Annotated in this window: 34 protein-coding genes and 1 pseudogene; 6 read left to right on the plus strand and 29 right to left on the minus strand. The window is 41.2% G+C overall.

Translation table 11 applies throughout. The features are described 5' to 3' along the window. Positions 1–68 precede the first annotated feature (68 nt). The 5 genes from ACOJRU_RS02345 to ACOJRU_RS02365 all read right to left on the minus strand — a co-directional run bounded on the left by ACOJRU_RS02345 (position 69) and on the right by ACOJRU_RS02365 (position 2191). Positions 69–260 carry a DUF3185 family protein gene (locus ACOJRU_RS02345; RefSeq protein WP_421133462.1) on the minus strand — a complete coding sequence of 64 codons (192 nt, stop codon included), beginning with the start codon at positions 258–260 and terminating at the stop codon, positions 69–71. 85 nt (positions 261–345) lie between these two features. Further along, positions 346–903, minus strand: coding sequence for a DUF1439 domain-containing protein (locus ACOJRU_RS02350; protein ID WP_421133463.1), 558 nt, complete (start codon positions 901–903; stop codon positions 346–348). Positions 904–907: 4 nt separating this feature from the next. Continuing rightward, on the minus strand, positions 908–1048 hold the full coding sequence (locus ACOJRU_RS02355) for a hypothetical protein (protein WP_421133464.1): 141 nt from the start codon (positions 1046–1048) through the stop codon (positions 908–910). A gap of 119 nt (positions 1049–1167) precedes the next feature. Further along, entirely contained in the window at positions 1168–1659 is a 492-nt protein-coding gene (locus ACOJRU_RS02360) for a GNAT family N-acetyltransferase (RefSeq protein ID WP_421133465.1), read from the minus strand. A 301-nt stretch (positions 1660–1960) separates the two neighbouring features. Continuing rightward, positions 1961–2191: a hypothetical protein gene (locus tag ACOJRU_RS02365; RefSeq protein ID WP_421133466.1), complete on the minus strand. Its 231-nt coding sequence runs from the start codon at positions 2189–2191 to the stop codon at positions 1961–1963. Positions 2192–2679: 488 nt separating this feature from the next. Here ACOJRU_RS02365 and ACOJRU_RS02370 point away from each other — a divergent pair, with 488 nt between their 5' ends. Beyond that, on the plus strand, positions 2680–3276 hold the full coding sequence (locus ACOJRU_RS02370; RefSeq protein ID WP_421133467.1) for a porin family protein: 597 nt from the start codon (positions 2680–2682) through the stop codon (positions 3274–3276). Positions 3277–3754: 478 nt separating this feature from the next. Here the strand turns inward: ACOJRU_RS02370 and ACOJRU_RS02375 are convergent, their stop codons facing one another. Together ACOJRU_RS02375 and ACOJRU_RS02380 are read right to left on the minus strand one after the other, a co-directional pair. Next, positions 3755–4444 (minus strand): alpha/beta hydrolase, encoded by a 690-nt coding sequence (locus tag ACOJRU_RS02375; protein ID WP_421133468.1) that lies wholly within the window; start codon positions 4442–4444, stop codon positions 3755–3757. A gap of 179 nt (positions 4445–4623) precedes the next feature. Further along, positions 4624–4983, minus strand: a complete 360-nt coding sequence (locus ACOJRU_RS02380) for a hypothetical protein (RefSeq protein WP_421133469.1) — start codon at positions 4981–4983, stop codon at positions 4624–4626. Between the two features lie 206 nt (positions 4984–5189). Here ACOJRU_RS02380 and ACOJRU_RS02385 point away from each other — a divergent pair, with 206 nt between their 5' ends. Further along, on the plus strand, positions 5190–5444 hold the full coding sequence (locus tag ACOJRU_RS02385) for a hypothetical protein (protein WP_421133470.1): 255 nt from the start codon (positions 5190–5192) through the stop codon (positions 5442–5444). A gap of 92 nt (positions 5445–5536) precedes the next feature. On the opposite strand, the pseudogene ACOJRU_RS02390 reads toward ACOJRU_RS02385, so the two are convergent. The 7 genes and pseudogenes from ACOJRU_RS02390 to ACOJRU_RS02420 form a co-directional block, all read right to left on the minus strand. Then, positions 5537–5710 (minus strand): annotated as a pseudogene (locus ACOJRU_RS02390) (DUF998 domain-containing protein); the annotation flags it as partial. Positions 5711–5759: 49 nt separating this feature from the next. Next, positions 5760–5921: a hypothetical protein gene (locus ACOJRU_RS02395; protein WP_421133471.1), complete on the minus strand. Its 162-nt coding sequence runs from the start codon at positions 5919–5921 to the stop codon at positions 5760–5762. 106 nt (positions 5922–6027) lie between these two features. Next, positions 6028–6609: a M23 family metallopeptidase gene (locus tag ACOJRU_RS02400; protein ID WP_421133472.1), complete on the minus strand. Its 582-nt coding sequence runs from the start codon at positions 6607–6609 to the stop codon at positions 6028–6030. 83 nt (positions 6610–6692) lie between these two features. Continuing rightward, positions 6693–7568, minus strand: a complete 876-nt coding sequence (locus ACOJRU_RS02405; protein ID WP_421133473.1) for a hypothetical protein — start codon at positions 7566–7568, stop codon at positions 6693–6695. Positions 7569–7695: 127 nt separating this feature from the next. After that, positions 7696–8211: a hypothetical protein gene (locus tag ACOJRU_RS02410; protein WP_421133474.1), complete on the minus strand. Its 516-nt coding sequence runs from the start codon at positions 8209–8211 to the stop codon at positions 7696–7698. 433 nt (positions 8212–8644) lie between these two features. Continuing rightward, positions 8645–8830 carry a hypothetical protein gene (locus ACOJRU_RS02415; protein WP_303502412.1) on the minus strand — a complete coding sequence of 62 codons (186 nt, stop codon included), beginning with the start codon at positions 8828–8830 and terminating at the stop codon, positions 8645–8647. Positions 8831–9581: 751 nt separating this feature from the next. Continuing rightward, complete coding sequence (locus ACOJRU_RS02420) at positions 9582–9884, minus strand: hypothetical protein (protein ID WP_421133475.1); 303 nt, start codon at positions 9882–9884, stop codon at positions 9582–9584. Positions 9885–9986: 102 nt separating this feature from the next. Here ACOJRU_RS02420 and ACOJRU_RS02425 point away from each other — a divergent pair, with 102 nt between their 5' ends. Next, positions 9987–10256, plus strand: a complete 270-nt coding sequence (locus ACOJRU_RS02425) for a type II toxin-antitoxin system RelE family toxin (protein ID WP_421133476.1) — start codon at positions 9987–9989, stop codon at positions 10254–10256. A gap of 123 nt (positions 10257–10379) precedes the next feature. On the opposite strand, the gene ACOJRU_RS02430 is transcribed toward ACOJRU_RS02425, so the two are convergent. Both ACOJRU_RS02430 and ACOJRU_RS02435 read right to left on the minus strand, forming a co-directional pair. After that, positions 10380–10658 (minus strand): hypothetical protein, encoded by a 279-nt coding sequence (locus ACOJRU_RS02430; RefSeq protein WP_421133477.1) that lies wholly within the window; start codon positions 10656–10658, stop codon positions 10380–10382. 484 nt (positions 10659–11142) lie between these two features. After that, positions 11143–11778: a hypothetical protein gene (locus tag ACOJRU_RS02435; RefSeq protein ID WP_421133478.1), complete on the minus strand. Its 636-nt coding sequence runs from the start codon at positions 11776–11778 to the stop codon at positions 11143–11145. 253 nt (positions 11779–12031) lie between these two features. On the opposite strand from ACOJRU_RS02435, the gene ACOJRU_RS02440 reads away from it, so the two are divergent. Together ACOJRU_RS02440 and ACOJRU_RS02445 are read left to right on the plus strand one after the other, a co-directional pair. Then, entirely contained in the window at positions 12032–12331 is a 300-nt protein-coding gene (locus tag ACOJRU_RS02440; RefSeq protein WP_421133479.1) for a hypothetical protein, read from the plus strand. Positions 12332–12375: 44 nt separating this feature from the next. Beyond that, complete coding sequence (locus tag ACOJRU_RS02445; RefSeq protein WP_421133480.1) at positions 12376–12576, plus strand: hypothetical protein; 201 nt, start codon at positions 12376–12378, stop codon at positions 12574–12576. Between the two features lie 145 nt (positions 12577–12721). Here the strand turns inward: ACOJRU_RS02445 and ACOJRU_RS02450 are convergent, their stop codons facing one another. The 10 genes from ACOJRU_RS02450 to ACOJRU_RS02495 form a co-directional block, all read right to left on the minus strand. Next, positions 12722–13015, minus strand: a complete 294-nt coding sequence (locus ACOJRU_RS02450; protein ID WP_421133481.1) for a HigA family addiction module antitoxin — start codon at positions 13013–13015, stop codon at positions 12722–12724. Then, on the minus strand, positions 13015–13293 hold the full coding sequence (locus ACOJRU_RS02455) for a type II toxin-antitoxin system RelE/ParE family toxin (RefSeq protein ID WP_012517116.1): 279 nt from the start codon (positions 13291–13293) through the stop codon (positions 13015–13017). Before ACOJRU_RS02455 ends, ACOJRU_RS02450 begins: the two co-directional genes overlap by 1 nt. A 149-nt stretch (positions 13294–13442) precedes the next feature. Beyond that, positions 13443–13781, minus strand: coding sequence for a DUF6694 family lipoprotein (locus tag ACOJRU_RS02460; protein ID WP_421133482.1), 339 nt, complete (start codon positions 13779–13781; stop codon positions 13443–13445). Positions 13782–13910: 129 nt separating this feature from the next. Next, positions 13911–14195, minus strand: a complete 285-nt coding sequence (locus ACOJRU_RS02465; protein ID WP_421133483.1) for a hypothetical protein — start codon at positions 14193–14195, stop codon at positions 13911–13913. 112 nt (positions 14196–14307) lie between these two features. Further along, on the minus strand, positions 14308–14742 hold the full coding sequence (locus tag ACOJRU_RS02470) for a hypothetical protein (RefSeq protein ID WP_421133484.1): 435 nt from the start codon (positions 14740–14742) through the stop codon (positions 14308–14310). A 105-nt stretch (positions 14743–14847) separates the two neighbouring features. Then, the gene (locus ACOJRU_RS02475; protein ID WP_421133485.1) at positions 14848–15174 is read right to left on the minus strand and encodes a hypothetical protein; all 327 of its coding nucleotides are present in this window, start codon (positions 15172–15174) and stop codon (positions 14848–14850) included. A gap of 470 nt (positions 15175–15644) precedes the next feature. Beyond that, positions 15645–16487, minus strand: a complete 843-nt coding sequence (locus ACOJRU_RS02480; RefSeq protein WP_421134695.1) for an IS3 family transposase — start codon at positions 16485–16487, stop codon at positions 15645–15647. An 11-nt stretch (positions 16488–16498) separates the two neighbouring features. Next, positions 16499–16810 (minus strand): transposase, encoded by a 312-nt coding sequence (locus ACOJRU_RS02485; RefSeq protein WP_421133486.1) that lies wholly within the window; start codon positions 16808–16810, stop codon positions 16499–16501. Positions 16811–16976: 166 nt separating this feature from the next. Continuing rightward, the gene (locus ACOJRU_RS02490; RefSeq protein ID WP_421133487.1) at positions 16977–17465 is read right to left on the minus strand and encodes a hypothetical protein; all 489 of its coding nucleotides are present in this window, start codon (positions 17463–17465) and stop codon (positions 16977–16979) included. Between the two features lie 118 nt (positions 17466–17583). Further along, positions 17584–17898, minus strand: a complete 315-nt coding sequence (locus ACOJRU_RS02495; protein ID WP_421133488.1) for a hypothetical protein — start codon at positions 17896–17898, stop codon at positions 17584–17586. Positions 17899–18068: 170 nt separating this feature from the next. Between ACOJRU_RS02495 and ACOJRU_RS02500 the strand changes: the two genes are divergently transcribed. Continuing rightward, entirely contained in the window at positions 18069–19106 is a 1038-nt protein-coding gene (locus ACOJRU_RS02500) for an IS110 family transposase (RefSeq protein ID WP_421133489.1), read from the plus strand. A 1878-nt stretch (positions 19107–20984) separates the two neighbouring features. Here ACOJRU_RS02500 and ACOJRU_RS02505 read toward each other — a convergent pair. The 3 genes from ACOJRU_RS02505 to ACOJRU_RS02515 form a co-directional block, all read right to left on the minus strand. Further along, positions 20985–21248 (minus strand): type II toxin-antitoxin system RelE family toxin, encoded by a 264-nt coding sequence (locus ACOJRU_RS02505; RefSeq protein ID WP_012517121.1) that lies wholly within the window; start codon positions 21246–21248, stop codon positions 20985–20987. Continuing rightward, on the minus strand, positions 21235–21468 hold the full coding sequence (locus ACOJRU_RS02510; protein ID WP_012517122.1) for a ribbon-helix-helix domain-containing protein: 234 nt from the start codon (positions 21466–21468) through the stop codon (positions 21235–21237). The genes ACOJRU_RS02505 and ACOJRU_RS02510 overlap by 14 nt, the downstream gene beginning before the upstream one ends. A gap of 156 nt (positions 21469–21624) precedes the next feature. Next, positions 21625–22050 (minus strand): energy transducer TonB, encoded by a 426-nt coding sequence (locus ACOJRU_RS02515; protein ID WP_256771346.1) that lies wholly within the window; start codon positions 22048–22050, stop codon positions 21625–21627. Positions 22051–22546: the final 496 nt, after the last annotated feature.

A 22546-nucleotide genomic window follows, 5' to 3' on the forward strand; every position in this document is an offset into this window, starting at 1 on the left:
TACTCGTAATGTGTTCTACTGCTATATAGTGTTTCACGCCGCTTAAGTGACGGCGAAGCACTCGGCATCTATTTTAGCCGCACTATACCCAATAATATTGCGATTGCACCACCCACCATGCCAGCCCATGCTTCAACAGGTGTATCACCACTCAATGAGCGAGTAATTTGCGCGCCCGCAGAGTCATAAATGTTATAACCCCACATTGCTAATGCGGCGCCAACAACAATAAGTACAATGCCTATAATTTTATTATTCATCTTGTTTCCTTAACTAAATAACGTTTTTCCACGTTTAGGCGAAGCGATTACATTCTGCAGCCGTTAGGTTACGGCTGCAATTGCGCTAGCGCTTAGGCCGTAGTGCTAATCTGCCTTGTTCAACGCTAAGTTGCAACGGAACAGTAGAAAGTAAGCTAACGGCTTTGTTGGTGGGGTCTAGCTTGTATACGGGGTTAGACGCCAAGTATCCGTTTATTAACGCCATAAACTCACCGCTCACCGGGGCAATGTTTCCTTTGTAACCGCCTGCATCAATGCTGCTTGAAAGTAATGACAGCGACCTTACAAAAATCGCCTTCTCTTCACTATCGTAATAAGGCGAGCCCTCTAAGGCTAAGTCGACCTTTATCGGGTAGCTTAAGCCGAATGCGCTAAGGCGTGCCGTAGCCTTCGTGCCTAGCCTTACGACATCTCTTCCTTCTGGGCCAATAGCGACCGTCAAGTCATCTATATTCAACAGTAAAGGGATACCTGCCAGCGATGCCTTCTTTTGTAGCTTTCCAAGCTGACGATCGAGTACTTGCTCTACTTCACTATCAGTAACGGTGTAAACTGAAAGTTGTGAAAGCGTAGCGCATCCGCTAATCACCCATATCGAAAATAAAAGGGATAGAAACTTCATACTATTAATTCTTTTTGTCTGATTTTTCCGCTCGCTTCTTTTTCTTACGCGCGTTTTTATCCGTTACAATTTTCATTGCTTCTTCTTTTGTTAAATTAGGATGTTTAGCGACGAGTTCATTCACTCTATCTTCAAATTTGGCCATTGGTAAACCTCTTGTGTTGTGTATTTAATGTATGATGCTGTGTGGTTGTAAAGCGGTATGAGACGCCACAAAAATTGTTGTGTTGCGAACAGGTTGCCTTGCAGCAAAAGCGCCGCCGTTTATAACGGTTTCAGTAACGAAAATATATGGTTATCGTAAAAATGCCCGTTTTTAAAGATGCTTCTTTCTAAAATCGCTTCTTGTTTATATCCAGACTTAAGCAATAGTTGCATTGATGGATGATTACCCGAAAACACCGAAGCAAATAAACGTACAATATGAGTATGAGAAAGTGCGTGTTCAGACATCTGGCGAATAGCAGCTGACATAATTCCTTTTCGCCAATAGGGCTTTGCTAGCCAGTAACCTATTTCTCCTGATCTTTCATACTCGAATTCCCCGGTGTTAATACCGATGCACCCTACTAGTATACCATCAACTGAGATAGCTTTTATTAGTTCGCTTTTACTGCCCTTGTTTATCCACCAAAGTGCGTCTTCTTTGGTGTAAGGCGAAGCGATTTTTGTTGATAGAAACTGAGTGACGGCGGGATCGTTTAAAATAGTGATTAAGCTGTCTACATCGTTTTCAGTAAAGTCGCGAAGTATCAATAGGTAAGCCTTACGTTGGCCAATGTTTAAAGGAGGCTATTCGTTAAGATGACAGTCTATTTTTGTTTATCTTGCAGCTTTTTGTGCGCGACAATCCCAACAAAGAAGATGACGAAAACGACAAGTCCAAATGTAAGCAATATATTTATCAACCAATCCATGTATATCTCCAGTGTAATGTCGGCTTTCAAGTAAGAACGGTTTTACTCACCGGTGGCATTCAATAACACTATAAGCGCTAAATGTTTGTGTTAAGCGCATAAACGTATACTTCAATTACGTCCCGCTTTACATCGTGTAGCTATGCGTTGTTAGATACAACCTTAGTTTCATTTACTGCCTTGTCCTTCTTCAGTGCTAATACCATGATAAAAATAGCACCTAATGGCGGTAATAGACCACAAACGAAACCAACGACCGAAAGCAATAGAGGGGAATTACTTTTCCGTTTACCTAAAAAATACCCGATCAGTGCGCAAACAATGGCGAACGCAAAAGCAATTTGCCCTACAAAGGTGGCGTTTACATTCATATTTAGTTTCTCCATGACTATTAACGGCCCGCATATAGGCCAATACAAAGTTTAGACATAACGCGCCGCCTTTTCGGCGAGCGTAAAATAGCGTCAGCAAAATGAAGCCCTACCTACCACCTATATAGTACACGGAACTATGTCCTACTCCTAAATTCCTTAGTGATTTAAGTAAAACCTGATTATCACTAAAGAATTCGTTCAGTATATTAACGGGCTAAATAGAGATTTGTTGCAGCCACTATGAATCTCTTTCAAAGGCTAGGAAATATCTGCGCGCAAAAAAAAAGCAGTGAACTTTTGATGTGTGGTAACCGATTAAATAACAAACTACACAGCGCTCTCACGTGTAAAAATTTCCCGCTTATAGCCAGTGTTTTGCATTTTCTACTATGGCACAGCACTTGATACATCCTTTGTGAAATTAATCACTCATTCACTTCAATCAGAAGTCGATGGAATATTACAAAAGTAAAAAGGATGAACTTATGAAACACACACTGAAAACACTTACCGGAATAGCAGCAGTAGCCTCTATCAGTGCGATGGCATCTTTCGGTGCAAACGCTCAGTCAACACAAATTGAAGCGAAAGACAGCGGCTTTTATGTAGGTGGTAACTATGGTTACCTTCGTGTAGAGGGTGAAGACGACTTCGACGATGACAAAGACGTGTGGCAAGGCCTGTTAGGTTATAAATTTAACGAGTGGGTCGCCATTGAAGGTGGCTATATCGATTTTGGTGACTACGGTAATGACATTGCTGGCGCCGAAACCGATGGGTATACAGCGGCGATTAAGGGTATCCTGCCATTGACCGAGCGTTTTTCTCTTTACGCCAAGGCCGGTCAGTTGTGGTCTGAAACGGAATACAATTTCGTCGGTGTATCACGTGACAACGACGATGAGAGCCTCTTTGTTGGTGCCGGTCTTAGTTATGCCATTACCAGCAACTTCCTAGTAAATGCTGAGTATACGGTGTACGACACAGAGTTAGATGCAGATGAAGCATTCGATGACATTGATGATACCGATTTCGAAACCGATCTTAAGCAAGCAAGCATCGGTGTAGAATACCGCTTCTAATAATAGAACGTGTTGTTGCATAAATAATGCGTTTTATTTAAGAAAGCCTGGGCCGTTGGCGCAGGCTTTCTGCTTGTTCTTTTCGCCTATACTACCATTTGTTTTCTGGCTTCTATCTAAACGATTAACGTCCGCCAAGGGTTTTTGCGTGCGCTACTGTGCCTTTCATTATGCTCTGACGAGCGTTAATTCAGCATTACCCTTTCTTAAAAAGTACAAAGCCACACACGTTGCAACAATCGCTATGACAGCCCCAAACTCATCAATATACCAAGCAGAATTCGCGTTGGTTTTTGTAATGGGCGTGAAAAGGTTTTGAATAAATATATTCGAACTTGCATGATAATTAGAATTTTTCAATAGAACCTCTTAGTAACTAAAGAGAGAACATCGCTTACCGCTAAAGGAAGCACGCATAATGGTAAAGCGCCACTACATTTGCACTACACTGAGCGATGGGAGTACCAACAATGTTTTGTTATATACCCTTACTCCGCTGATATTGATATAACCCTGATAAAGCATTGTATAATCCCGCAGCCATTGTGAAATCGTGAGAGACATCGTCAAACTCGTTTAGCGTTAACTTTAAATCAATAGAACGGTTTTTCATTATTGTCGTTGCAAACGAGTTATACACTGATTTCATTTCACCGTTTTCACTACCAATATTCATATAAAGGTAAGTGTCGCCGCCTCCGTTTGAGAGCACGTAATTTTTGGCCGATTTCGCCGTCTCTCTTGCTCCCCACCAGATAGCAGGACTAAAGGCCAGATGAGACTGAAAAAGTTCGGGGCGTGAATGAAAGCTATGAATAACAAGTAGCCCAGCAACAGAGTGGCCAACAATGGTATTAAATTCATTTGTGCGATAATTTTTGTTAATACGAGGCATAAGCTCTTGTTCTAGGAAATCTAAAAATTGGTCCCCGCCACCACCTTTACCAACAGGGCCTCGTGGGTCCATGTTTACGGTTGGTGCGAAATCATTCAGCCTATCCTCCACGTCGATACTTACGATAATGTGCTCAAAAGAACCCTCTGATAAATGAAGTCTTTCAAGCATGCCATTTAGCATATTCTGATTTTGAGTGCCGTCGAGTAAATAAATAACAGGGTAGTTTTTTGATGACTCAGTTTCGTATGACTGAGGTACAGTTACGCTCACGGTGTGCGTTTGGGCGTTTACGGTAAAGCAAAAGATAATTGAAAGTAACAAGTAACAGTTTTTCAAATGTTTAAATTCCTTTTTCGACAAACTAAAGTTTACGGGCATACAACACCCTAATAACTGTCCCATTGACCGCAGGGAAGGTGGTAAGCGCTATGTGATGTAAGCATCCGGCACTACAAGTAATCCGCTTTTTGATACTTTCTATACCCTGCTTGTGTTAATTCGTTAAGCTCTTGAAAGAGTTTTGCATCTGTAGCGTTAAAGTTGAAGCACGACTTGCCTTGCATTCGATTTTGAAGTTCTGGCGATATACTTTCCAATAATTCTGGGAATACGTAAACAGGCATAAGATGAAAGCTGACATAATTCTTATTGATTTTGGCTGAGGCAAAATACATTGGCTTCTTGTTTTTCATTATATGATGCGTGTTTAAGTAATAATTGTTGGGCTCATCCGTGACAACCACCATGCCGTTTGAATATGGGACCAGTATTTCCTTGAGGTAATGAAATATTTCTTCTGAATTATCCATTTTGTAAAACCTTATAAACTTGAATATTACGACATTACATAACTTTTCAATAACGGACGCGGCCTTATAGAGCACAATAGCGACGCCGCCTACATGTATGCGTCTCAGAGAACAGCGCGACTGCCTTTAGCGTTGTTTAGTTGCCTTAACTAAAAATAATCTCATATGTCACATATAGACCTAATGCGATATAGCCTAAAGATATAATGGCATTGAGAAACCAAATAAAGCGCCAAAACAAACCTGTAGAGTTGAAAATTTTTCGTATTTTAGGACTCAGTAGCGCTATTGTCGAAGTGATAGAGCCAAAAGCTGAGCAACAAAATAGTGGAAACACTATAAACATAAGAAAAAGGCCAGCAGCACCTGCAGACGCCCCACTTGAGTCAGGCTTTATTGGAGCTAAAATCCAATACGATAAACAGACCGTTACTAATAAAGATAATAAGCTGAATAATTGAAGGCTTCTCATATAGTCCTTGGCAACTAACTTTTCAATAGCGGACGCAGTGAGTGCGTTGATTGGCTTGTTATACACAATCACCCACTAACAAGGGTAGTTATTTATTGCAGGCGACAATTTTTGAGTGGGGCTACCAAAAGCGCCGAGTTCACTACAGAATTGTTTTGAATGACTGTAGTTTGGATAAAAGCGAGAGGCAATATAAATACCTAATACAATCCATATCGAAGCAACGATCCCCGTGTAGGCTAAAATATTATTCAAACCTAAATCCTCCCTGAAAACCCTTGTTGTAACTACATTTAGCCGATAGCTATTCCGATGAATTATTTTTATTCGATTTGTCTGAAGCTTCTAAAGACGCCTTAAAATCTTCAAACTCTATTTTCAATTTGGCGATATCGTTTTTTGCTGTCGTAGCATAAGACAAACCAGCTAAACCAAAAACAAATCCTATAATCCCCATAGCTTCCATATTGCCTCCTAGTGAAGTAGTTATAACTTTCTAATAATGCCGAAGCCGCCCCGCGTGTATGCGTCCTAGCGAACTCAGTGGGCGAGTTTATGCAATTATAAAGCACTTACTCGCGGTCAAGCAGTGCCAACGTACTTTGATCAAACTGTATTTGAATAGGCTTGCCTTCTTTATTCCACGCACCAATGTGAATATGGGGGTTTCGACTGTATCCATTATTACCGACTTTAGCAACGACAGCACCACGCTTCACTAATTCGCCTTCTTTTACATCTATTTCTCTTACATGAGCTAGTACTACTGACAATCCATCCTTGGTTTTAAAGGTTATTGAGCTTGCTCTTCCTGGGGTCATAACGCCTGGTTCATTCGTAATTGGATTTAAGTGGATCTTCGTAACTGTGCAATCGCATGGTGCGAGCACATTCTTTTTAAAACCAAACCAATCTTCATTTTCAAAACCGTTGTTTATGAAGGATCTTTGAAATAGCCTTTTATCATCTTCATACCACCCCCCAATAACGCAGTCTGTACCTAGTGCATCGCCTTTATATTTAAACTGGCCATCCCAATGCTCCGTACATGCGAATGTTTCTTTATGGATAGCGTGAATTTCTATAGGTTTTTCCGCATATGATTTGAAAGGAATCAAAATCACGAGCATAAGTAACTTAGCTTTGATATTCATTTGTCTCGTCCTTAAGTCCTGTGCATAACGCCCAAATAACAGGCTAAGTAATGGTTGGCTAAAATATGAAACGCAGCCAACTGTTATGTGTCCTTGTTTATTTTCCTGTTATGGAGCTTTAAAAGCGCATCCAGTTTTTCATTTGTAATATTAAATACTTGAACGGCTTTAGTACCATCTGGTGAAAACTCGATTTGTTCCTCATTTTCAAATTTGATATTAAGACCAAGATATTGAAGAGTTTTCTTGTCATAAGAGAAAAGCATAGAGTCTCTTTTATTCTTTAATCCTGGCATCATTCCAAGTATCGTTACAGCTTGGTTTACACCAACAGTATCAAAGAACTTTAACTCTTCCTTTTGCCACCTAAGCAAATAAGTATTTCCTTCTTTGTTATCATCAGTGTTACTAAAAAACCTCTTTATTTGTGATAACCAAGATATTTCAGCTTCCAAAGTAGAGTATATTGGTTGGGTCGAACCTCCATGCCATCCAAGAAGAGCACCTTTAGATACAATAACATCGTTACTTGCAGTGACAATATAATTTGCACAAGACGACATGCAATATCGTTCTACGACAACCTTCAAACCAAATTTATGCACTAAGCGGCCAATGTGCATTCCACCAAATACTTCACCTCCAGTACTTGTTACGACTAATGTATCAATTTTATTAGGGTGTTTGGTTAATATAACTTCAAGTTGTTTTGCATTGTCTTTTGATGTATCACCTATGTATTCAACGGTATGCTCATTGATTAAGTTTATTTCACTAATTCTGCTTTTAGGAGAGCTTGAGCAGCCCCAGAGTAATAGCATGGTGATAAATATAAGTTGACGCATCCTTACTCCATAACTTTCCAATAACGGGCGAAGCCATGTGGGGCGTAATGGCGAAGCCGCCCGGCATATAGGCGTTCCAGTGACCGAAGGGAACAACTTTAGCGTTTTGTTCATACTCCCTCCAGTGTTAGACGGCACATAACGCTACATTAAGCGACTTTTAATAGTTGGCTAGAATTGTTGAACGGAGTGAAAACAGCCAACTGTTAAAAGTCCGTTTAAATGCCTTATTAACTAGCGTTTATTGTAGAAACATTTGCTTATTGTCGGCAATACAAGATTCCAACGATTTTGGACGGTTTTCTCTATCAATAACCCAACATTCTTCGTAAATAGAGCAATAGCAAAGTTCTATACTTATTAAATCATCTGCTTTCACAAGCGCTTTCGCATTATCTCCTTCGTAAGAAACTGGAGTAATGCTGCTTTGAGGTGACAATGTGCGATTACTAAGGTGTGATTGTCTGATATTCTGAAATGCCTCTATTTCAATCCATTTTTTTATGTATTTCGAACCATCTTTCACTTTTGCATACTTTATCAATGCTGGGCCAGTTCCATTGTTACTTACGCCGTAACCAAATGAATTTCCGCTAAAACTTCTGAATATTTCCAACCTTGGCCAAACTGATGCTCTGGCATATTCACGGTCAACATAGGCTGAATAAATTGAAGTAAATGCGGTGACCAACCCTATAAGAAGAGCAGATAAAGCAACTATCATCTCAGGGTTTTTATACCACTTATTGTTATCCATACTTTATTAATCCTTACCTAAAATGATGGCAAATACGAAGCTAGTTAACTTTTAAATAACGGGCGCAGGCACGTAGGGTATAACGGCGAAGTCGCGTAGCGGTTTGGCGTCCCAGCGACCGAAGGGAGCGAGTGCTGCGCATTGTTATGAGTTGCTATGCTGATTAGCATTTTGTTTAGCCTTGCTCTGAATTTTTACAACTAAAGGCACTACCGCTAAAGCTAGCACTACGGCAAGAAAAATACTTACAAACGTATTACCAAACACCCACCTAAAAAAGATGCCTGAAAGAGCCAACACAAAAGACGACCAAAGCCATGGGTTTATATTATGCATATTATCTAGAGCACCTCATAACGCTTAACATATGGGGATTTTATGAGCGCTTTTTCAGCGAGTAAAATGCCCATCATGATGTTTTTGTTATGTGCAATCAACCTGATGACTCTACCAAAATAGTATATGACGATATAAATCCTAAGAAATTAGTATTTGCTGAAATGGAAACAATAGCCCAACCATCTTTTTCCATTTCAGTTATCTGCGCATTCAATAAATCTAGATCAGGGCTTTCATGCCACCATTTCTTAGTCTTAGAAAACAGAACAACTTTTCTCATTCGATATATCCTTTTATGCGAATTCTACTTGGCACATAACTTTCCAATAACGGACGCAGACATGTGGGGCGTAATGGCGAAGCTGCCCGGCGTATAGGCGTTCCAGCGAACGCAGTGAGTGCGTTGTTTAGCTTGTTATGCGTTGCGCTCACTCATACCTCTGACAGCAAAGAAGTAATAAACTAAAAACCCTAACCATGAAAAGAATAGTGAAACGAGGCACCAAACTAATTTGTGTACTCCCCTAGCTTTCTTTGATGTAAGGGCAACTAATACTGGTAAAAGCGTTAGGCTGAAAAGCACAATAAAAATGATAATTTGCCAAATACTCATATTAAAAAAATTCCTTATCTTTTGTCTTCTATTTAGACGTATAACTTTTCAATAACGGGCGCAGATTCGTGAGGCATAATGGCGAGGCCGCCCCGCGTGCTTGCGTCCCAGCGAACGTAGTGAGTGAGTGGATTGAGTTGTTATGCATTACTTCCTTTGTAGTAAATACCTGGTGCTAGAGACAAAGTACCAAAGCGCAAACGACCAAGCGGTAAATTTAAACAATACTACAAAAGAAAACCAGAAAGGAGACTCGGTTAAGGAAATAGAATTGGTAGTTCGTAGATTGAGTATCTCTTGGTGAAAAGCAGCGGTAAGAATTTGGTGCCCCAGCCATATTGCGAGAAACAAGCTTACAAACATCCAAAAACAATTGAATGAATAATCTGGTAAGAGAGCTTTGAGTGAAAACACGCTTTTAAAATTCCTTGCTTGAGCGCCTTGTTAAATGGCTTAGCACTATAGCAAAACCATAATGAATAATTAGCCATAGAGTAACCACCAAGCACCAACCCAAAATAGTGATTGGTGCCATAAACATACCCTCGGTAACCTGACCATAAACAGGAACACCTAAGGAATTGAACATTTCTAGCGGGGTGAATACCGAATGGTAAGGTACATACGCCGTCAATTTGTTCTCAACAATAAAGCCAGGAACAATTGCTAATACAAAATGAGAAATTAACAATAACCCCCAAAGCTTGAGATTAACCTTCATACTACCTTTGCCATTTAACACCCGCATAACGGGCAGAAATAGGTAAGCTACAATACCAAGCGCAGCGCAGGGAGCCTACGTATTTTTGTCCCAGCGAACGTAGTGAGCGAGTTAAAAGAATGGAATAAACTAGGTAGCACTTTGCAGCAGCAACTGAAAAAGAAGTTAGCAGAGAGATTAAAAATACCACACGTAGCCCCAGATAGAGTGTTAGGTGCTGATAATGTTTATAAAATAAAATTACGTCAATCGGGATATAGGTTGGTGTATCAGGTACTTGATGACGTAGTTGCAGTTACAGTGCTTGCAGTTGGAAAACGCCAAAGAAATGAGGCTTACAAAAAAGCATTAAAGAGACTTGATGCTGAATAGGGGGTTTAACACCCACATAAGGGGCAGTAACACGTGGGCTAAAATAGGAGCGAAGCGACTGAGCCCACGTGTTAATGTCTCAGGGAGCTCGCGACCGACTACAGCGGTTTGTTAGCTACCTTTCTATGGAATTCCTATTTCCCATAATTGTTCTTGGCTCAACAGCAAGGTTTCTTCATTCGCAGTAAACCTAATACCAACACAATAGCTGTCTGTTATTAGAACACCTTTCTTTTTTAACTCAAAAACCACGATGCCGTCTTTACCATGAAAGTCTTTCCAAGAGTTTAGACGGTAAACAGTCCCTTCAATGGTGCACTCTTTGTCGTTAAAGAGGAGCTCATCACTCTCGTTACTTAAATATCTTGAACGAAGCTTTTCTAAAAAAGAGAACTGATTCACAAATTTCCTCTTTGGGAACTACCGCCCCTATTAAACGGCACAGACTTGCTGGCTAAACTGTGAGCGCAGAGCCAGTATGGTTCCGGTTGAATGGTTTGTTATACGCTACAGCTGAAGCCATCCGCAAGCCCCCAAATAATTAAAGCTAAAATCATTAACCATGAAATTAATACTAAGCGCCTACGTAACGAAAAATTAGATACTACGGCTGCTTCCGGCAAGTGCAACAAGTTGATTGGCAGTTTAAGAAAAAAGCAAACGTTTATATAAACAATAACCGTACTACTTAAAAGAATAATGAGTGGCCGAGCCTGATCTGAAGGACAAGAAAGCGCATTGCCCACTACCACCGCAGCAGCAATGTAAGCTATTAACAAAATCCATTTAAGTGTGGAGTTATTCATAATTCCTTTAGCGTATAACGCCCCGATAAGGGGCAGTTGCTTGCCCGCGAAAATAGCGGGAGCGCGGGCGAGTAACTGTCCTAGCGAGCTTGATTGGTTTGTTGTATTCCTCCACGAAGCACCTCTACGTCAGAAAGGTGCTTTTTCGCTCCAGGCTCACCTTTGTCAGCAAGTGTTTGCAGAAAAGCTACCACATTGTCTAGCTCCTCTTGAGAAGGTTTTTCTACAGGAAACTGTGATGATAGCTTGCCCAAATATTCATTGATGTACTGTAGTTGAGCATCTCTACTCCCTGCATTTGCAGCAGCAAGATACCACTTACTATGCATTTCTTTCACTTTCGCAGAATACTCGTCATATCCAGTGTAATCATCTGATGAAGATATTATGCCGTCTTTCTTCCCTAACCATTTTGGTTTTGAAACATCGAAAGCTAATTCAATGCTTCTAGCGAATGCCAACATAAATTCTGCACTACTATCTAACGACTTAATTTTAAATTGAGTAAACAGTCTTGCGGGCTCCTCGAAAGTACCAAAATCGTGTTCTAGCTTTTCGTATAAGATGGCTTCTTGAAAAGACAAGTCTGATTCCGTAATTTGAAAGCAGTTCTCCAAAATACTGCTCGAATCGCTTCTTTCGATGCTATCTCTACAGAGATCATTAGCCATTGCGATAGTAGATGAAAATAAAAAAAGTAATAAAATCAACCTCATATCTATCCTTGAATATAACGTTCCAATAACGGAAAAGTGCTTACCGGCGAAAATGCGTAACGCGCCGGTGAGTAATTGTCTCAGCGAACGTGGTAAGTGACTTAATTTTTGTTAGCTGCACTATATTCGTAGCCGAAAAAAAAACGCAATACATACAAAACTATCACTGAGTTCAGTACATCATTTATATTTAAAGTTCCATTATGGCTTTGCCTGAAAGAGGCGTTCAATTTTAACTAAAAGGAATATTAGCATGGAATTTGTTGAACTTTCACATGAAGAAATGGAACAAGTAAATGGTGCATTTTTACAAGGAGCAGCAATTGGAGCTGGAGCTTACTTGCTGGGGTCTGCCTTTAACGGCAGTTTTACTTGGGGTGGTTTAGCCGGAGCTACTGTCGCAGGAACTATAACAGGAGGCTTTTCAGCATTAGCTGGAGGAGCTAGAGCGTTGGGTGCGGTTGGTAGAGGAGTTGTTGCAACTAACGCCGCTGCAATTGGTGGTACTACACAACAAATTGTGGATTATTCTATTGAAACTACAGATGAATAAGTTTCGTCATTAAGGGGGAAGATCCCCCTCTATTTGGATTTATTATGAAAAAGATATACTTAAAATTCGTTTTCACACACCTCTCATTAAGTGCTTTGATGTTTGTCGTTTGGTATTTTGTAGCGGGAGCTGAAAATGCAAGAGAGATGATCTTTGTCATAAGTACGCTTGCAAGCTGTCTAGCCGGTAAGAATCTGATGACCGATGTTTTAAAAGTAAGAAATCTAGAAAACAGCGATATTTAGAAATGGCGTGCTTCAGAGGACTTAATTTTGATTAGGCAGCTAACTTTTAAATAAGGGGCAGTAACACGTGGGCTAAAATCGAGCGGAGCGAGTCAGCCCACGTGTTTGCGTCCCAGCCCGCGAGCGGGCGAACTTGATTTTTTTGTTAGGCGGCATGCAGATCTATTGGCTGCACGTTATCCAAGTTGATGTTCTGCTTCGCCTGCCATAGCTCGTAATTGTCTTGCATGCTAAGCCAGCTTTCAGGGCTTCGCCCTAATACCTTTGATAGCCTTAATGCCATTTCTGGCGTTACTGCACTTTTTCCCTTAACGACACGATTTAGTGTAGAAGCTGCAACACCAAGGTGAGTCGCAAGCGACCTGCAACTTATGCCGTGTGGTTCCATGTAAATGGACTCAATAAATTCACCAGGATGTGGTGGGTTATGCATATTCATTAGTGATAATCCTCGTAATTTAAGATGTAAGCATTACCATCCGTGAACTCGAAAGTAACTCTCCAATTGCCGTTGACTGATATCGACCAAATATTTGACCGTTCCCCTTTAAGTTGGTGTAGAGAGAAGCCTGGCAAATTAATGTCATCAATATCTTGCGCGGTGTGAATAGCAGCCAACTGCATGCGAAGCTTCTTCGCGTGCTTAGTCTGTATGCCTGAAGTTTTCCCTTTTTCGAAAAACAGCTTCAGGCCCTTATGTTTAAACGACTTAATCATGGAGAGAGTGTAGCGCGTTGCGCAACGCGATGCAACTTGGCGCCTAACTTTAAGCTAAGCGGCGCAGGCACGTAGGGCATAATAGCGAAGCCGCCCTGCGTGTATGCGTCCCAGCGAACGAAGTGAGTGAGTTAATTGAGTTGTTATATTCAATCTGTTAAGACTTCGACCGATGTCTTTGATTTAGATGCAAGCTCTAGCACCTGCTTGTAAGTTAGGCCATCTAGGTGCTGGGGCAGCAACTCGTAATTTACGGCGTTGCCATCTGGGTTGCCCAAAAAAGCCAATGGACTTTGAGCTATATCCATTTGTATAGAAAGCAGAGCAATCATGAAATCATGTTTTTTCCGGTTTGGGAGAGATTCTACGATAGTGTTTATATCGTTTTCGAGTGCAGCAGCAGACTTCCCATTTAATACTAAGTTTTCATCTACGCTGGCGCAACCTGCAATAAGTAAAATAGATAGTGTAAAAAATAAAGATTTCATAAAATTCCTTTTTGAATATAACTTTTAAATAAGGGGCGCAGGCATGTGGGGCATAATGGCGAAGCCGCTCCGCATGTATGCGTCCCAGCGAACGAAGTGAGTGACTTAATTTTTTTGTTAGGCATGATGCTAATTAGCGCGAAATTCGTCTTTTTCAACATAGATCCTAATCGGTACATTGAGTTTTTTTGACCATTCTAAAAGAAGATTAGCTAATTCGTGCTTTATTGCTTCTGATGTATCTACTGAATAAAGCCATACACCAATTGTCTTTTTAGAAATCGCAAGATCTTCGCAAGGGAGTGTTAACTCTAGGTTCTTTTTTTTAACTTTAAGTTCGTGACTAAACATGTGCACATTTCTTGTGAAGGAAATCTGCCATGGTCCAATTTTTTCTACCACATTCCGTTGCATACTTCTCCTATGAATGCCTAACGGCCCGCATAACGGGCTATAATACAGAGCGAAGCGAAGGGAGCCTACGTGTTTTTGTCCCAGCGAGCTTGCGAGCGAGTTTATGCGATTGTTAGCTGCGTGTTTGAAAGTAGCTCCTGCCTAAATACAAGAAGTGAAAGCCAGATAGTATTGGTAATATGAGCAAAATAACAGGTAGACCACCTACACCAGCAAAAATATAAGCGCCTACAGAGCAAGAAACCAAACCCATCGTCAAAAACAACTTTGTTCGTTTAATTTTTCTGTTTGCTCCGATTGAACCACTTACAACAAACCTAACAATGTTTCTTAGAGAAATTAAACCAGCAATACCCCCAGCGTAAAGCATGGAAATGAGCATAAACGATAATATTCTGACTAATAAAGGATCTGATGAGGTAGGTGCTAAGACTGAATATAGACTTCCCAAAACGGACATACTTCCAAAAACTATTAATAGAAGTCCCGCTGGAAAAAAGCAGACAATCAATTCGACTATATAAAGAGAAAGTTTAAATTTACTCATAGCAGCTAACTTTAAGCTAAGGGGCGCAGATGCGTGGGGCATAATAGCGAAGCCGCCCCGCGTATTGGCGTCCCAGTGACCGAAGGGAACGACTTTAGCGCTTTGTTAGAAGTATTTGCCAGAAACATCATCAAACCTTTCAGCAAGAACTAAATATTCGTCGGACCAACCGTTTGTCATTGATATTTCTTGTAGTGGGCCGGTAGGTAAGAATAAATAATCTAACCTCGCAACCTTCGCTTTACTAGATGCTTTAAGCGATGTTATTGAGTTTCTGATTATTGAGAGTACCTTTACATTTTCCATGTCTGACCAAATTGAGTCTTCAGAATCGTTTAGGAAAGCTTCTATATCTTCGAGTATTGAAACTAGCTTATTAGCGGCTGATGAATCAATTTTTTTGTTAAATATGGAATGCCAAACGTAATTCATACGGTACTTCTAACGCCCCTATTAAACGGCATAAACTTGCTGGCTATAATTGCGAGGAACGAGCGCCAGCCAGCGAGTATGGGTCCGGTTGAATGGTTTGTTATATGGCACCTACAACTTCGGCTGTGAAAGTTTTGTACTACCAAGAGACCTCAATGATGCATAAAAATTGTCAAAATAAAGCTGTGCTGGTAATAAGAATACAAAACCCCAAAATGATATGCGACCAAAAAATAATACTGTCAAAAATGCACAGAGCATTACTGCTAGCATTGATGAACGATACCTAGTAAGGCCTGCAGTATCTTTCACAATTTCGTCTGAACACGCTGAGCATTCAACCCTAAACATGTTACTAAGTTTAAATGACTTCCATAACGAAAAACGGGCCTGACAATTAGGGCAATTCATTTAAAACGCTCCTGTTTTCTCGTGACATTGGTCTTACCCACTAAAAGTGGACATCCATGTTAAGCGTATATCGCTTCGTATTCATATGGGCTTACATAACCCAGTGTTGAATGCTGGCGTACGCGATTATAAAAAATCTCAATGTATTCGAAGATACAAGATTTGATTTCCTGAAGCGAGTTGAATTTCTCTCCATAAATGAGTTCGACTTTCATGCGACTGAAGAATGACTCCATTACAGCGTTGTCCCAGCAGTTGCTTCTTCTGCTCATACTGGATACGGCACCGATGCTCATTATCAGGTCTTGGTATCGCACGGAACGATATTGAACACCTCTGTCAGAGTGAATGATTAACCCAGGCACTATATCTCGTCGGCTAATCGCCATATTGAGGGCTCGTATAATAAGCTCTTCGGTCATATGACCATCAAATGCCCAGCCAACAATGGCTCTTGAGTACAAGTCCATCACGGTATCCAAGTAATGCCATTGGCCTTTGAATCGAATGTAAGTAATGTCCGTAACCCACTTCGTGTTGGGCTTTGTCGCCACAAATTGCCGGCGCAATACGTTTTGACTCACGCGTACATTACTGTGGCTATATTGCGAATATCGAAACGCTCTACCGTTGCGAGCACGTAACTGTAGCTGCTGCATGATTTTCGCTATCGTATTAACGCAGCAGGGCACGTTTTCAGCTTTTAATGCACGCGTTAATCTGGGCGCGCCATAGCGCTTTTGAAATTTCTCAAAGAGCGCCATGGTGTGCTCACGAAGCTGTTTGCGTCGTTGCTGGTGTGCAGATATATCGCGGGTGAGGTACTTGTAATAGCCAGAACGAGACACTTTAAGTGCCCGACACATCACAGTTATTCTGAATTGCCCCACATACACTTTAATGAGTGCGTACTTTACTCTTGGTCGCTCGCAAAGTACGCGGCAGCCTTTTTTAAAAACGCATTCTCTTCTTTAAGGTCGGCCAACTGGCGCTTAAGCGCTTGCACTTCATCAGCGTCTTCTTGGTGAAACTTCACACCTTGAATGGTTGAGAACTGATTGCCGCCACAGCGCTTGAACTGTCGACGCCAGTTGTAGATTTGTTGCGCGGAAATACCCAGCTCTGCGGCTACGGATTGGTTGGAGTTACCCTTTTGATCTGCTCGACGAACAGCTTCCTTACGAAACTCTTCAGTATAAGCATGAACCTTCTTTTTATTAGCCATAAGTCACCTCTTATCTAACTATAGGAGATGTCCACTAAGTTTGGGTAAGTCCTACATATAACGGCCCGCATAACGGGCAAAAATGCGTAGGCTATAATACCGAGCGAAGCGAAGGGAGCCTACGTGTTTTTGTCCCAGCGAGCCCGCGAGCGAATTTATGCGATTGTTAGGTTTCACTGTGATTCAACGAAGAAAGAACGGATTTCAATTGCGGAATTGCAGATTGAACAGAGCCCATACCTTCTAGTGAAACCATTAATACGCCTTTATTAGTACCGAGACACGCAGCAACTAAATGCCCTTCTTCATTTGGACCTGAATAAGCAACTAATTCCCAAGGAGCACTTATTTGAACATCTAAAGGGGCAAGTTGAGAATATAATTCCATTTTAGGAAGTTGTTCATTGAGGTTTGATAAGTAGCTTTTCATTTCAGCTAATATCTCAGCACCCTTTTCTACGGATGGCACAATGTAGACTGAAAGAATGATTACCTGTTCTAACTCTTCATTTGCTGCAACAGTCGTAGTTTTGTTTGTATTTACAACTGACCAGCCCTTTCCGAGCGCTAAAGAAAAGCCATTGGATTGGATTTCTTGAGACACAGAACTAAACGCTGTAACTAGTAAAATCAGACCGAAAAACATCACTTTCATTTAATCAGTTCCTTTGAAACCTAACTTTTAAATAAGGGGCGCAGGCGCGTGGGCTATAATGCGAAGCAGCCCACGTGTATGCGTCCCAGCGAACGAAGTGAGTGACTTGATTTTTTTGTTATGTGCCGCTGTAATAATTTTCAGTCCACCCTATCAAAGGCATAAACTTTTCGACTTTCAGTTTTTGCCCAACTATACATGAACGCTGGCAAACAATGTTTACTACATTGCCATTATTCAGTCTTACAGATGCTTGGTATATATTGGGCTTATTGCGGCCCGAAATGTTCGTATTATCCCAAACCGAAATAACTTCACCTTGATAAGTTTCAATTAAACGACCACGTATAAAAATTTGGTCAATAAATAGATAAAGCCCAATTAAAAATGTGATTGATATAATTGAATACTTAACTATGGTTTTCGGTTTCAACTAAAATCCTCAAGGCACATAACTTTTAAATAAGGGGCGCAAACGCGCAGGGCAAAATAGCGAAGCGGCCCTGCGTGTTTGTGTCCCAGCGAGATAATTGGACTCCCCAACCTAATAGGTTGGTCTAACATCTATGTTGTCACACACAAAGGTTAGATAGGAGTCCATCTATGTATAATATGCTTACTGGCGTAGATTTGGCAAAGAAAGAGATCCAGGTTTGTGTCGCTAAATCGAATAAGATAATTCGTAATATGGCGATGACGCCCACCGCTTTTTCTAATTGGCTAGCCACTCAAAAGCCAATGACAGTTGTTTTCGAAGCGTGTGCAACGTCAAATTATTGGTATCAATGTGCGCGTGAATACGGGCATGATGCCCGTTTAATATCAGCTAAGCTTGTATCGAATATTCGTCAAAATCAAAAGACTGATAAGAATGATGCCGAGGCGGTTTTACAGGCATCACAACTTAGTAACGTGAATTTTATTAGCGGGAAGTCTAAGGAGCAGCAAGAGCTTCAATCGCTTGTTCGTATGCATCAACTATCGGTAAAGCATAAAGTTGCTTACGGGAATCAACTTTGTTCGTTACTTCTAGAGTTCAACATTAAGTTATCGCCAACAGGCTCGGGGTTAAACAGTGCAATACAGTCGATATTAGAAGATGCAGAAAATGGATTTAGCACGATATTCAGGGAAGCATTACACACGGCATGGCATCAATACCTCAAGAGTATAGAGCTCGTAAAGCAATACGAACAGAGTGTAGCCAGAGCCAGCAGAGCATCAGAAGCTTGCAAAAATCTCATGAAGATAGAAGGTGTTGGCCCGACAAATGCGGTTAACCTGTACATAGCGCTAGGTTGCTGTGAGTTAGGCGTTTTCAAAAAAGCGCGAGACGCTGCTGCGTGTATTGGTTTGACGCCAATACAACATTCTTCAGGTGGTAAAGTGCGCTTGGGTTCTATAGGTAAAAATATACGGAATTCGTCATTACGCGCTAACTTGGTTGCAGGTGCGATGTCAGCAGTAAACCAGGCAGTAAAACGTGATTCACGAACGAAGAAAGATGAATGGATTAAAGGGCTAGTAGAGCGGCGAGGTAAACGGTGTGCTGCTGTGGCGCTGGCCAACAAAACAGTTAGAACGGCATTTTCGTTGCTACGTAACGGAACTGAATATAAAGCAGAGTTATTAGCTGCTTAGTTTTAAGTTAACAACTAATGCGCCATACAAGATAAAAATCAGCTTGGTAAGCCAGTGCTGCGCTCAGGGCATAAAAGCCCGCCAGCGAGATGTGGCATCAAGTTCGCGTAAATATCATAGAGCCGGGATAGCTTCCCATTATGAGCTCGTACATAAGCACGCATTACATCTTGTAACGGTAAAAATAGTTGTTGACCATGGGGAGTCCACATAAGCGTAGCGAGAGAGTTTATTGGTTTGTTATACATACGTTCGCAACCTCACTATAAAAGAGGAAAGACAAACAAACTACAAACAAACCAGACCCAGCAGCTTACAACAATATATGGCTTCTTTTTAACAAGATGATTTGCACGGTCAAATGCTTGCGGATCGCCTTTGGTTGCCAAATGGACAGTCAAAAATAAGACGACCAGTACCAAAGTGAAGAGTATATATTTTATGAAATCAGTTGATTCAAATATTGGGTACATGCCGAAGAAATAAAGAAAAGCTTGGGCATTCAAAAGTAGTGTCAAACTAGCGACTAGTTTCGCAGTGAATAATGAGTCGCTATCAAAGCGCTGAAGCAACGAGTTAATGCTTTGTATGTAGACTTGGAGAATTGTTTTCATTCCTTTGAATTTACCAGTATGTATAACTTTAAGCTAAGCGGCGCAGTTGCGTGGGGCATAATGGCGAAGCCGCCCCGCGTAACTGCGTCCGAACGTCCGAAAGGAGTGACTTAAGCGCTTTGTTAGAAGCAGAGCCTGTTCCCTTGGCCTTATTAAAAACTAATAAAGTCAGCATACGATTGATTATTAACACAAACAAGTAAAACAACAGCGCAGTGATGGTATTGATTTGACTGAAGCAAGCTGCCATTCGAGCCGACAAACGCAATGGCGCTTACTGACTCAAAATAAGAACTAGGCGATAAAGCGCCTATTGCGTAACCTTTTAAGTAAGCGCGGTGACATTAAAACTACCAAAGCTTGGGGGATGTTGGAAACAACAGAATAGGGTTGTTGAACTGATATTTTTATAAAGCCAAACGTAGTTTAGGCTGACGCCTTCTAACTTTAAGCTAAGGGGCGCTAGCATGTGGGCTAAAATCCGAACGAAGTGAGTCAGCCCACATGTTAGCGTCCCAGCGACCGAAGAGAGTGACTTGAGCGCTTTGTTAGAAGCAGAGCCTGTTCCCTTGGCCTTTTTAAAAACTAATAAAGTCAGCATACGATTGATTATTAACACAAACAAGTAAAACAACAGCGCAGTGATGGTATTGATTTGACTGAGGCAAGCTGCCATTCGAGCCGACAAACGCAATGGCGCTTACTGACTCAAAATAAGAACTAGGCGATAAAGCGCCTATTGCGTAACCTTTTAAGTAAGCGCGGTGACATTAAAACTACCAATGCTTTGGCGATGATTGAAAAAACAGGTGAGGGTAGTTGAACTGATATTTTTATAAAGCCAAACATAGTTTAGGCTGACGCCTTCTAACACCCTAATAAGGGGCAATTACTTGCTGGCGAAAATGGCGGAGCCGCCAGCGAGTAATTGTCCCAGCGACCGCAGGGAGCGAGCTTGATTTGCTTGTTAGGTTTTATCACTCAAAACAACCTTTTTTTGTTTATGAATAGACTTTGGACAAGCAGTATCAAATTTACTAATTATCTTAGCTTGGTTGGGTTGAATATAGATTATCTCATTCTCTGAAATTGACTCGATTTCGTAGTTGTATTTGTTTAATACTAAATATTTTTTGTAGCAAGTGGTGCCAAGCAAAGTTAGAGCTAACTTTTCAATAACGGGCGCAGACATGTGGGGCATAATGGCGCAGCCGCCCCGCGTGTATGCGTCCCAGCGAACGAAGTGAGTGGGTTTATTGAGTTGTTAGGTACGTTTATAAACATCGGAGCGATGCCCGACTTTTATCACCTGTACAACAAGCTCGTTTTCTCGGATTTCATAAATTATTCTATAAAGACCTTGCCGGATACGATACAAGTCGAGTCCACTAAGTTTAATTGCTCCATCCCTTCGCGGGTTTTCAGCTAATAAGTCAATTTTGGCGAGGATCTTTTTAACGTCCGACTTGGGAATCGCCCTAAAATCTTTTGCTACTGACTTCTTGAAAGTGACGCTATATTTTTCCATCAGCTTCCAAAGTGTTTAGCAAGTCCTCATAGGAGATTTCGGGCTCTTTGGCTCTTTGTCTTACCGCAGCCAAATCTTCTTGATCTTCTTTCATAAGGAGTCTTACTGCTTCATCAATAAGTTCTGATATTGAGGTATCTGATGATGCCGCCCGCAGTTTCAAAGCATTATGAATTGCTGGTTCGAAGTAGACGGTTGATCGTTTTGATAAAGTACTCATGAATAAGCCTCCATTTATGTAACATTAAAACATTATAGCGTTAAAATGTCAGTTGGGCTAATTTTTACTCAAGAGTACCTAACAACCCAAGAAGGGGCTATAATACGGAACGAAGTGACGGGAGCCCACGTGTTATTGTCCCGCTTACTTGGTTTGTTATGCGTCGTCTACTATGCACTCAGCTACCTTCATTACCGGGGTGGTACTAAAATCAAGTTGCAAGGTTGTAATTGCAGGCTGACGTAGATTGTTTAATTCCGTAGGCTGCCACCTGAATTTTTTTAGTGATTTTTTTGCTGACCCTATAAATATAGAGCCTGGTATGGCCTTAATAACTTGGATGTCTTGTGCTTTCCCATCACTGTTGATCACAAATGAAAAATCGACACAACCACTTATTCCCTGCTTTGCCGCATTTATAGGATATTTCGGGTAGTCAGTTTTCGAAACAATCCACATTTCTTCAAGGGCATCTTTCTTACCAATAAGATCAATTGGTTGTAACTCGTTGTCCTTGACTTCGGGAGTTGTGCTACAAGCTGATAGTGCTAAGACACTAGTCAAAAATAGAATCCTTCTCATTGTCTTCCTCCGTTATTTACTGTGACGCATAACACCCCAATAACGGGCAATTGCTTGCTGGCGAAAATAGCGTAGCCGCCAGCGAGGAATTGTCCCAGCCCGCGAAGCTGGCGTTGTTGATTGGCTTGTTATACGTCATTTTAGCGAGACGTCTCTGAATTAGACTTTAACGGTGCTAACAATAAATAGAAGACCCATGCTAGCCACGAGATGAAAAACATAGCCAGAATCCATGCGGCCTTTTCTCCACCTGAGGTGCGTTTAGACACGGCTATAAGGATTATGGGAACAATCCAACCTAATAAAATTATTAAAAGAAAAATGGAGCTATACATTAAGTAATTCCTTGTTTGGTTAATATCCTAGAGTTTCTCGATGACGTATAACTTTAAGCTAAGGGGCGCTAGCATGTGGGCTAAAATCCGAACGAAGTGAGTCAGCCCACATGTTAGCGTCCCGGCGACCGAAGGGAGTGACTTGAGCGCTTTGTTAGAAG

Origin of the sequence: Alteromonas algae (assembly GCF_049117195.1) — a bacterium.
GTDB lineage: Bacteria > Pseudomonadota > Gammaproteobacteria > Enterobacterales > Alteromonadaceae > Alteromonas.

What these genes read in the sequence shown, in the direction of transcription:
- ACOJRU_RS02400 (WP_421133472.1), bottom strand. Translation starts at nt 6,609, where the DNA reads ATGAATATCAAAGCTAAGTTACTTATGCTCGTGATTTTGATTCCTTTC.
- ACOJRU_RS02365 (WP_421133466.1), bottom strand. Translation starts at nt 2,191, where the DNA reads ATGAATGTAAACGCCACCTTTGTAGGGCAAATTGCTTTTGCGTTCGCC.
- ACOJRU_RS02415 (WP_303502412.1), bottom strand. Translation starts at nt 8,830, where the DNA reads ATGAGAAAAGTTGTTCTGTTTTCTAAGACTAAGAAATGGTGGCATGAA.
- ACOJRU_RS02460 (WP_421133482.1), bottom strand. Translation starts at nt 13,781, where the DNA reads ATGAAATCTTTATTTTTTACACTATCTATTTTACTTATTGCAGGTTGC.
- ACOJRU_RS02485 (WP_421133486.1), bottom strand. Translation starts at nt 16,810, where the DNA reads ATGGCTAATAAAAAGAAGGTTCATGCTTATACTGAAGAGTTTCGTAAG.
- ACOJRU_RS02380 (WP_421133469.1), bottom strand. Translation starts at nt 4,983, where the DNA reads ATGGATAATTCAGAAGAAATATTTCATTACCTCAAGGAAATACTGGTC.
- ACOJRU_RS02345 (WP_421133462.1), bottom strand. Translation starts at nt 260, where the DNA reads ATGAATAATAAAATTATAGGCATTGTACTTATTGTTGTTGGCGCCGCA.
- ACOJRU_RS02450 (WP_421133481.1), bottom strand. Translation starts at nt 13,015, where the DNA reads ATGAATATGCATAACCCACCACATCCTGGTGAATTTATTGAGTCCATT.
- ACOJRU_RS02470 (WP_421133484.1), bottom strand. Translation starts at nt 14,742, where the DNA reads ATGAGTAAATTTAAACTTTCTCTTTATATAGTCGAATTGATTGTCTGC.
- ACOJRU_RS02445 (WP_421133480.1), top strand. Translation starts at nt 12,376, where the DNA reads ATGAAAAAGATATACTTAAAATTCGTTTTCACACACCTCTCATTAAGT.
- ACOJRU_RS02505 (WP_012517121.1), bottom strand. Translation starts at nt 21,248, where the DNA reads ATGGAAAAATATAGCGTCACTTTCAAGAAGTCAGTAGCAAAAGATTTT.
- ACOJRU_RS02355 (WP_421133464.1), bottom strand. Translation starts at nt 1,048, where the DNA reads ATGGCCAAATTTGAAGATAGAGTGAATGAACTCGTCGCTAAACATCCT.
- ACOJRU_RS02510 (WP_012517122.1), bottom strand. Translation starts at nt 21,468, where the DNA reads ATGAGTACTTTATCAAAACGATCAACCGTCTACTTCGAACCAGCAATT.
- ACOJRU_RS02370 (WP_421133467.1), top strand. Translation starts at nt 2,680, where the DNA reads ATGAAACACACACTGAAAACACTTACCGGAATAGCAGCAGTAGCCTCT.
- ACOJRU_RS02490 (WP_421133487.1), bottom strand. Translation starts at nt 17,465, where the DNA reads ATGAAAGTGATGTTTTTCGGTCTGATTTTACTAGTTACAGCGTTTAGT.
- ACOJRU_RS02410 (WP_421133474.1), bottom strand. Translation starts at nt 8,211, where the DNA reads ATGGATAACAATAAGTGGTATAAAAACCCTGAGATGATAGTTGCTTTA.
- ACOJRU_RS02500 (WP_421133489.1), top strand. Translation starts at nt 18,069, where the DNA reads ATGTATAATATGCTTACTGGCGTAGATTTGGCAAAGAAAGAGATCCAG.
- ACOJRU_RS02475 (WP_421133485.1), bottom strand. Translation starts at nt 15,174, where the DNA reads ATGAATTACGTTTGGCATTCCATATTTAACAAAAAAATTGATTCATCA.
- ACOJRU_RS02405 (WP_421133473.1), bottom strand. Translation starts at nt 7,568, where the DNA reads ATGAACAAAACGCTAAAGTTGTTCCCTTCGGTCACTGGAACGCCTATA.
- ACOJRU_RS02395 (WP_421133471.1), bottom strand. Translation starts at nt 5,921, where the DNA reads ATGGAAGCTATGGGGATTATAGGATTTGTTTTTGGTTTAGCTGGTTTG.
- ACOJRU_RS02465 (WP_421133483.1), bottom strand. Translation starts at nt 14,195, where the DNA reads ATGCAACGGAATGTGGTAGAAAAAATTGGACCATGGCAGATTTCCTTC.
- ACOJRU_RS02435 (WP_421133478.1), bottom strand. Translation starts at nt 11,778, where the DNA reads ATGAGGTTGATTTTATTACTTTTTTTATTTTCATCTACTATCGCAATG.
- ACOJRU_RS02350 (WP_421133463.1), bottom strand. Translation starts at nt 903, where the DNA reads ATGAAGTTTCTATCCCTTTTATTTTCGATATGGGTGATTAGCGGATGC.
- ACOJRU_RS02515 (WP_256771346.1), bottom strand. Translation starts at nt 22,050, where the DNA reads ATGAGAAGGATTCTATTTTTGACTAGTGTCTTAGCACTATCAGCTTGT.
- ACOJRU_RS02420 (WP_421133475.1), bottom strand. Translation starts at nt 9,884, where the DNA reads ATGAAGGTTAATCTCAAGCTTTGGGGGTTATTGTTAATTTCTCATTTT.
- ACOJRU_RS02455 (WP_012517116.1), bottom strand. Translation starts at nt 13,293, where the DNA reads ATGATTAAGTCGTTTAAACATAAGGGCCTGAAGCTGTTTTTCGAAAAA.
- ACOJRU_RS02385 (WP_421133470.1), top strand. Translation starts at nt 5,190, where the DNA reads ATGGCATTGAGAAACCAAATAAAGCGCCAAAACAAACCTGTAGAGTTG.
- ACOJRU_RS02440 (WP_421133479.1), top strand. Translation starts at nt 12,032, where the DNA reads ATGGAATTTGTTGAACTTTCACATGAAGAAATGGAACAAGTAAATGGT.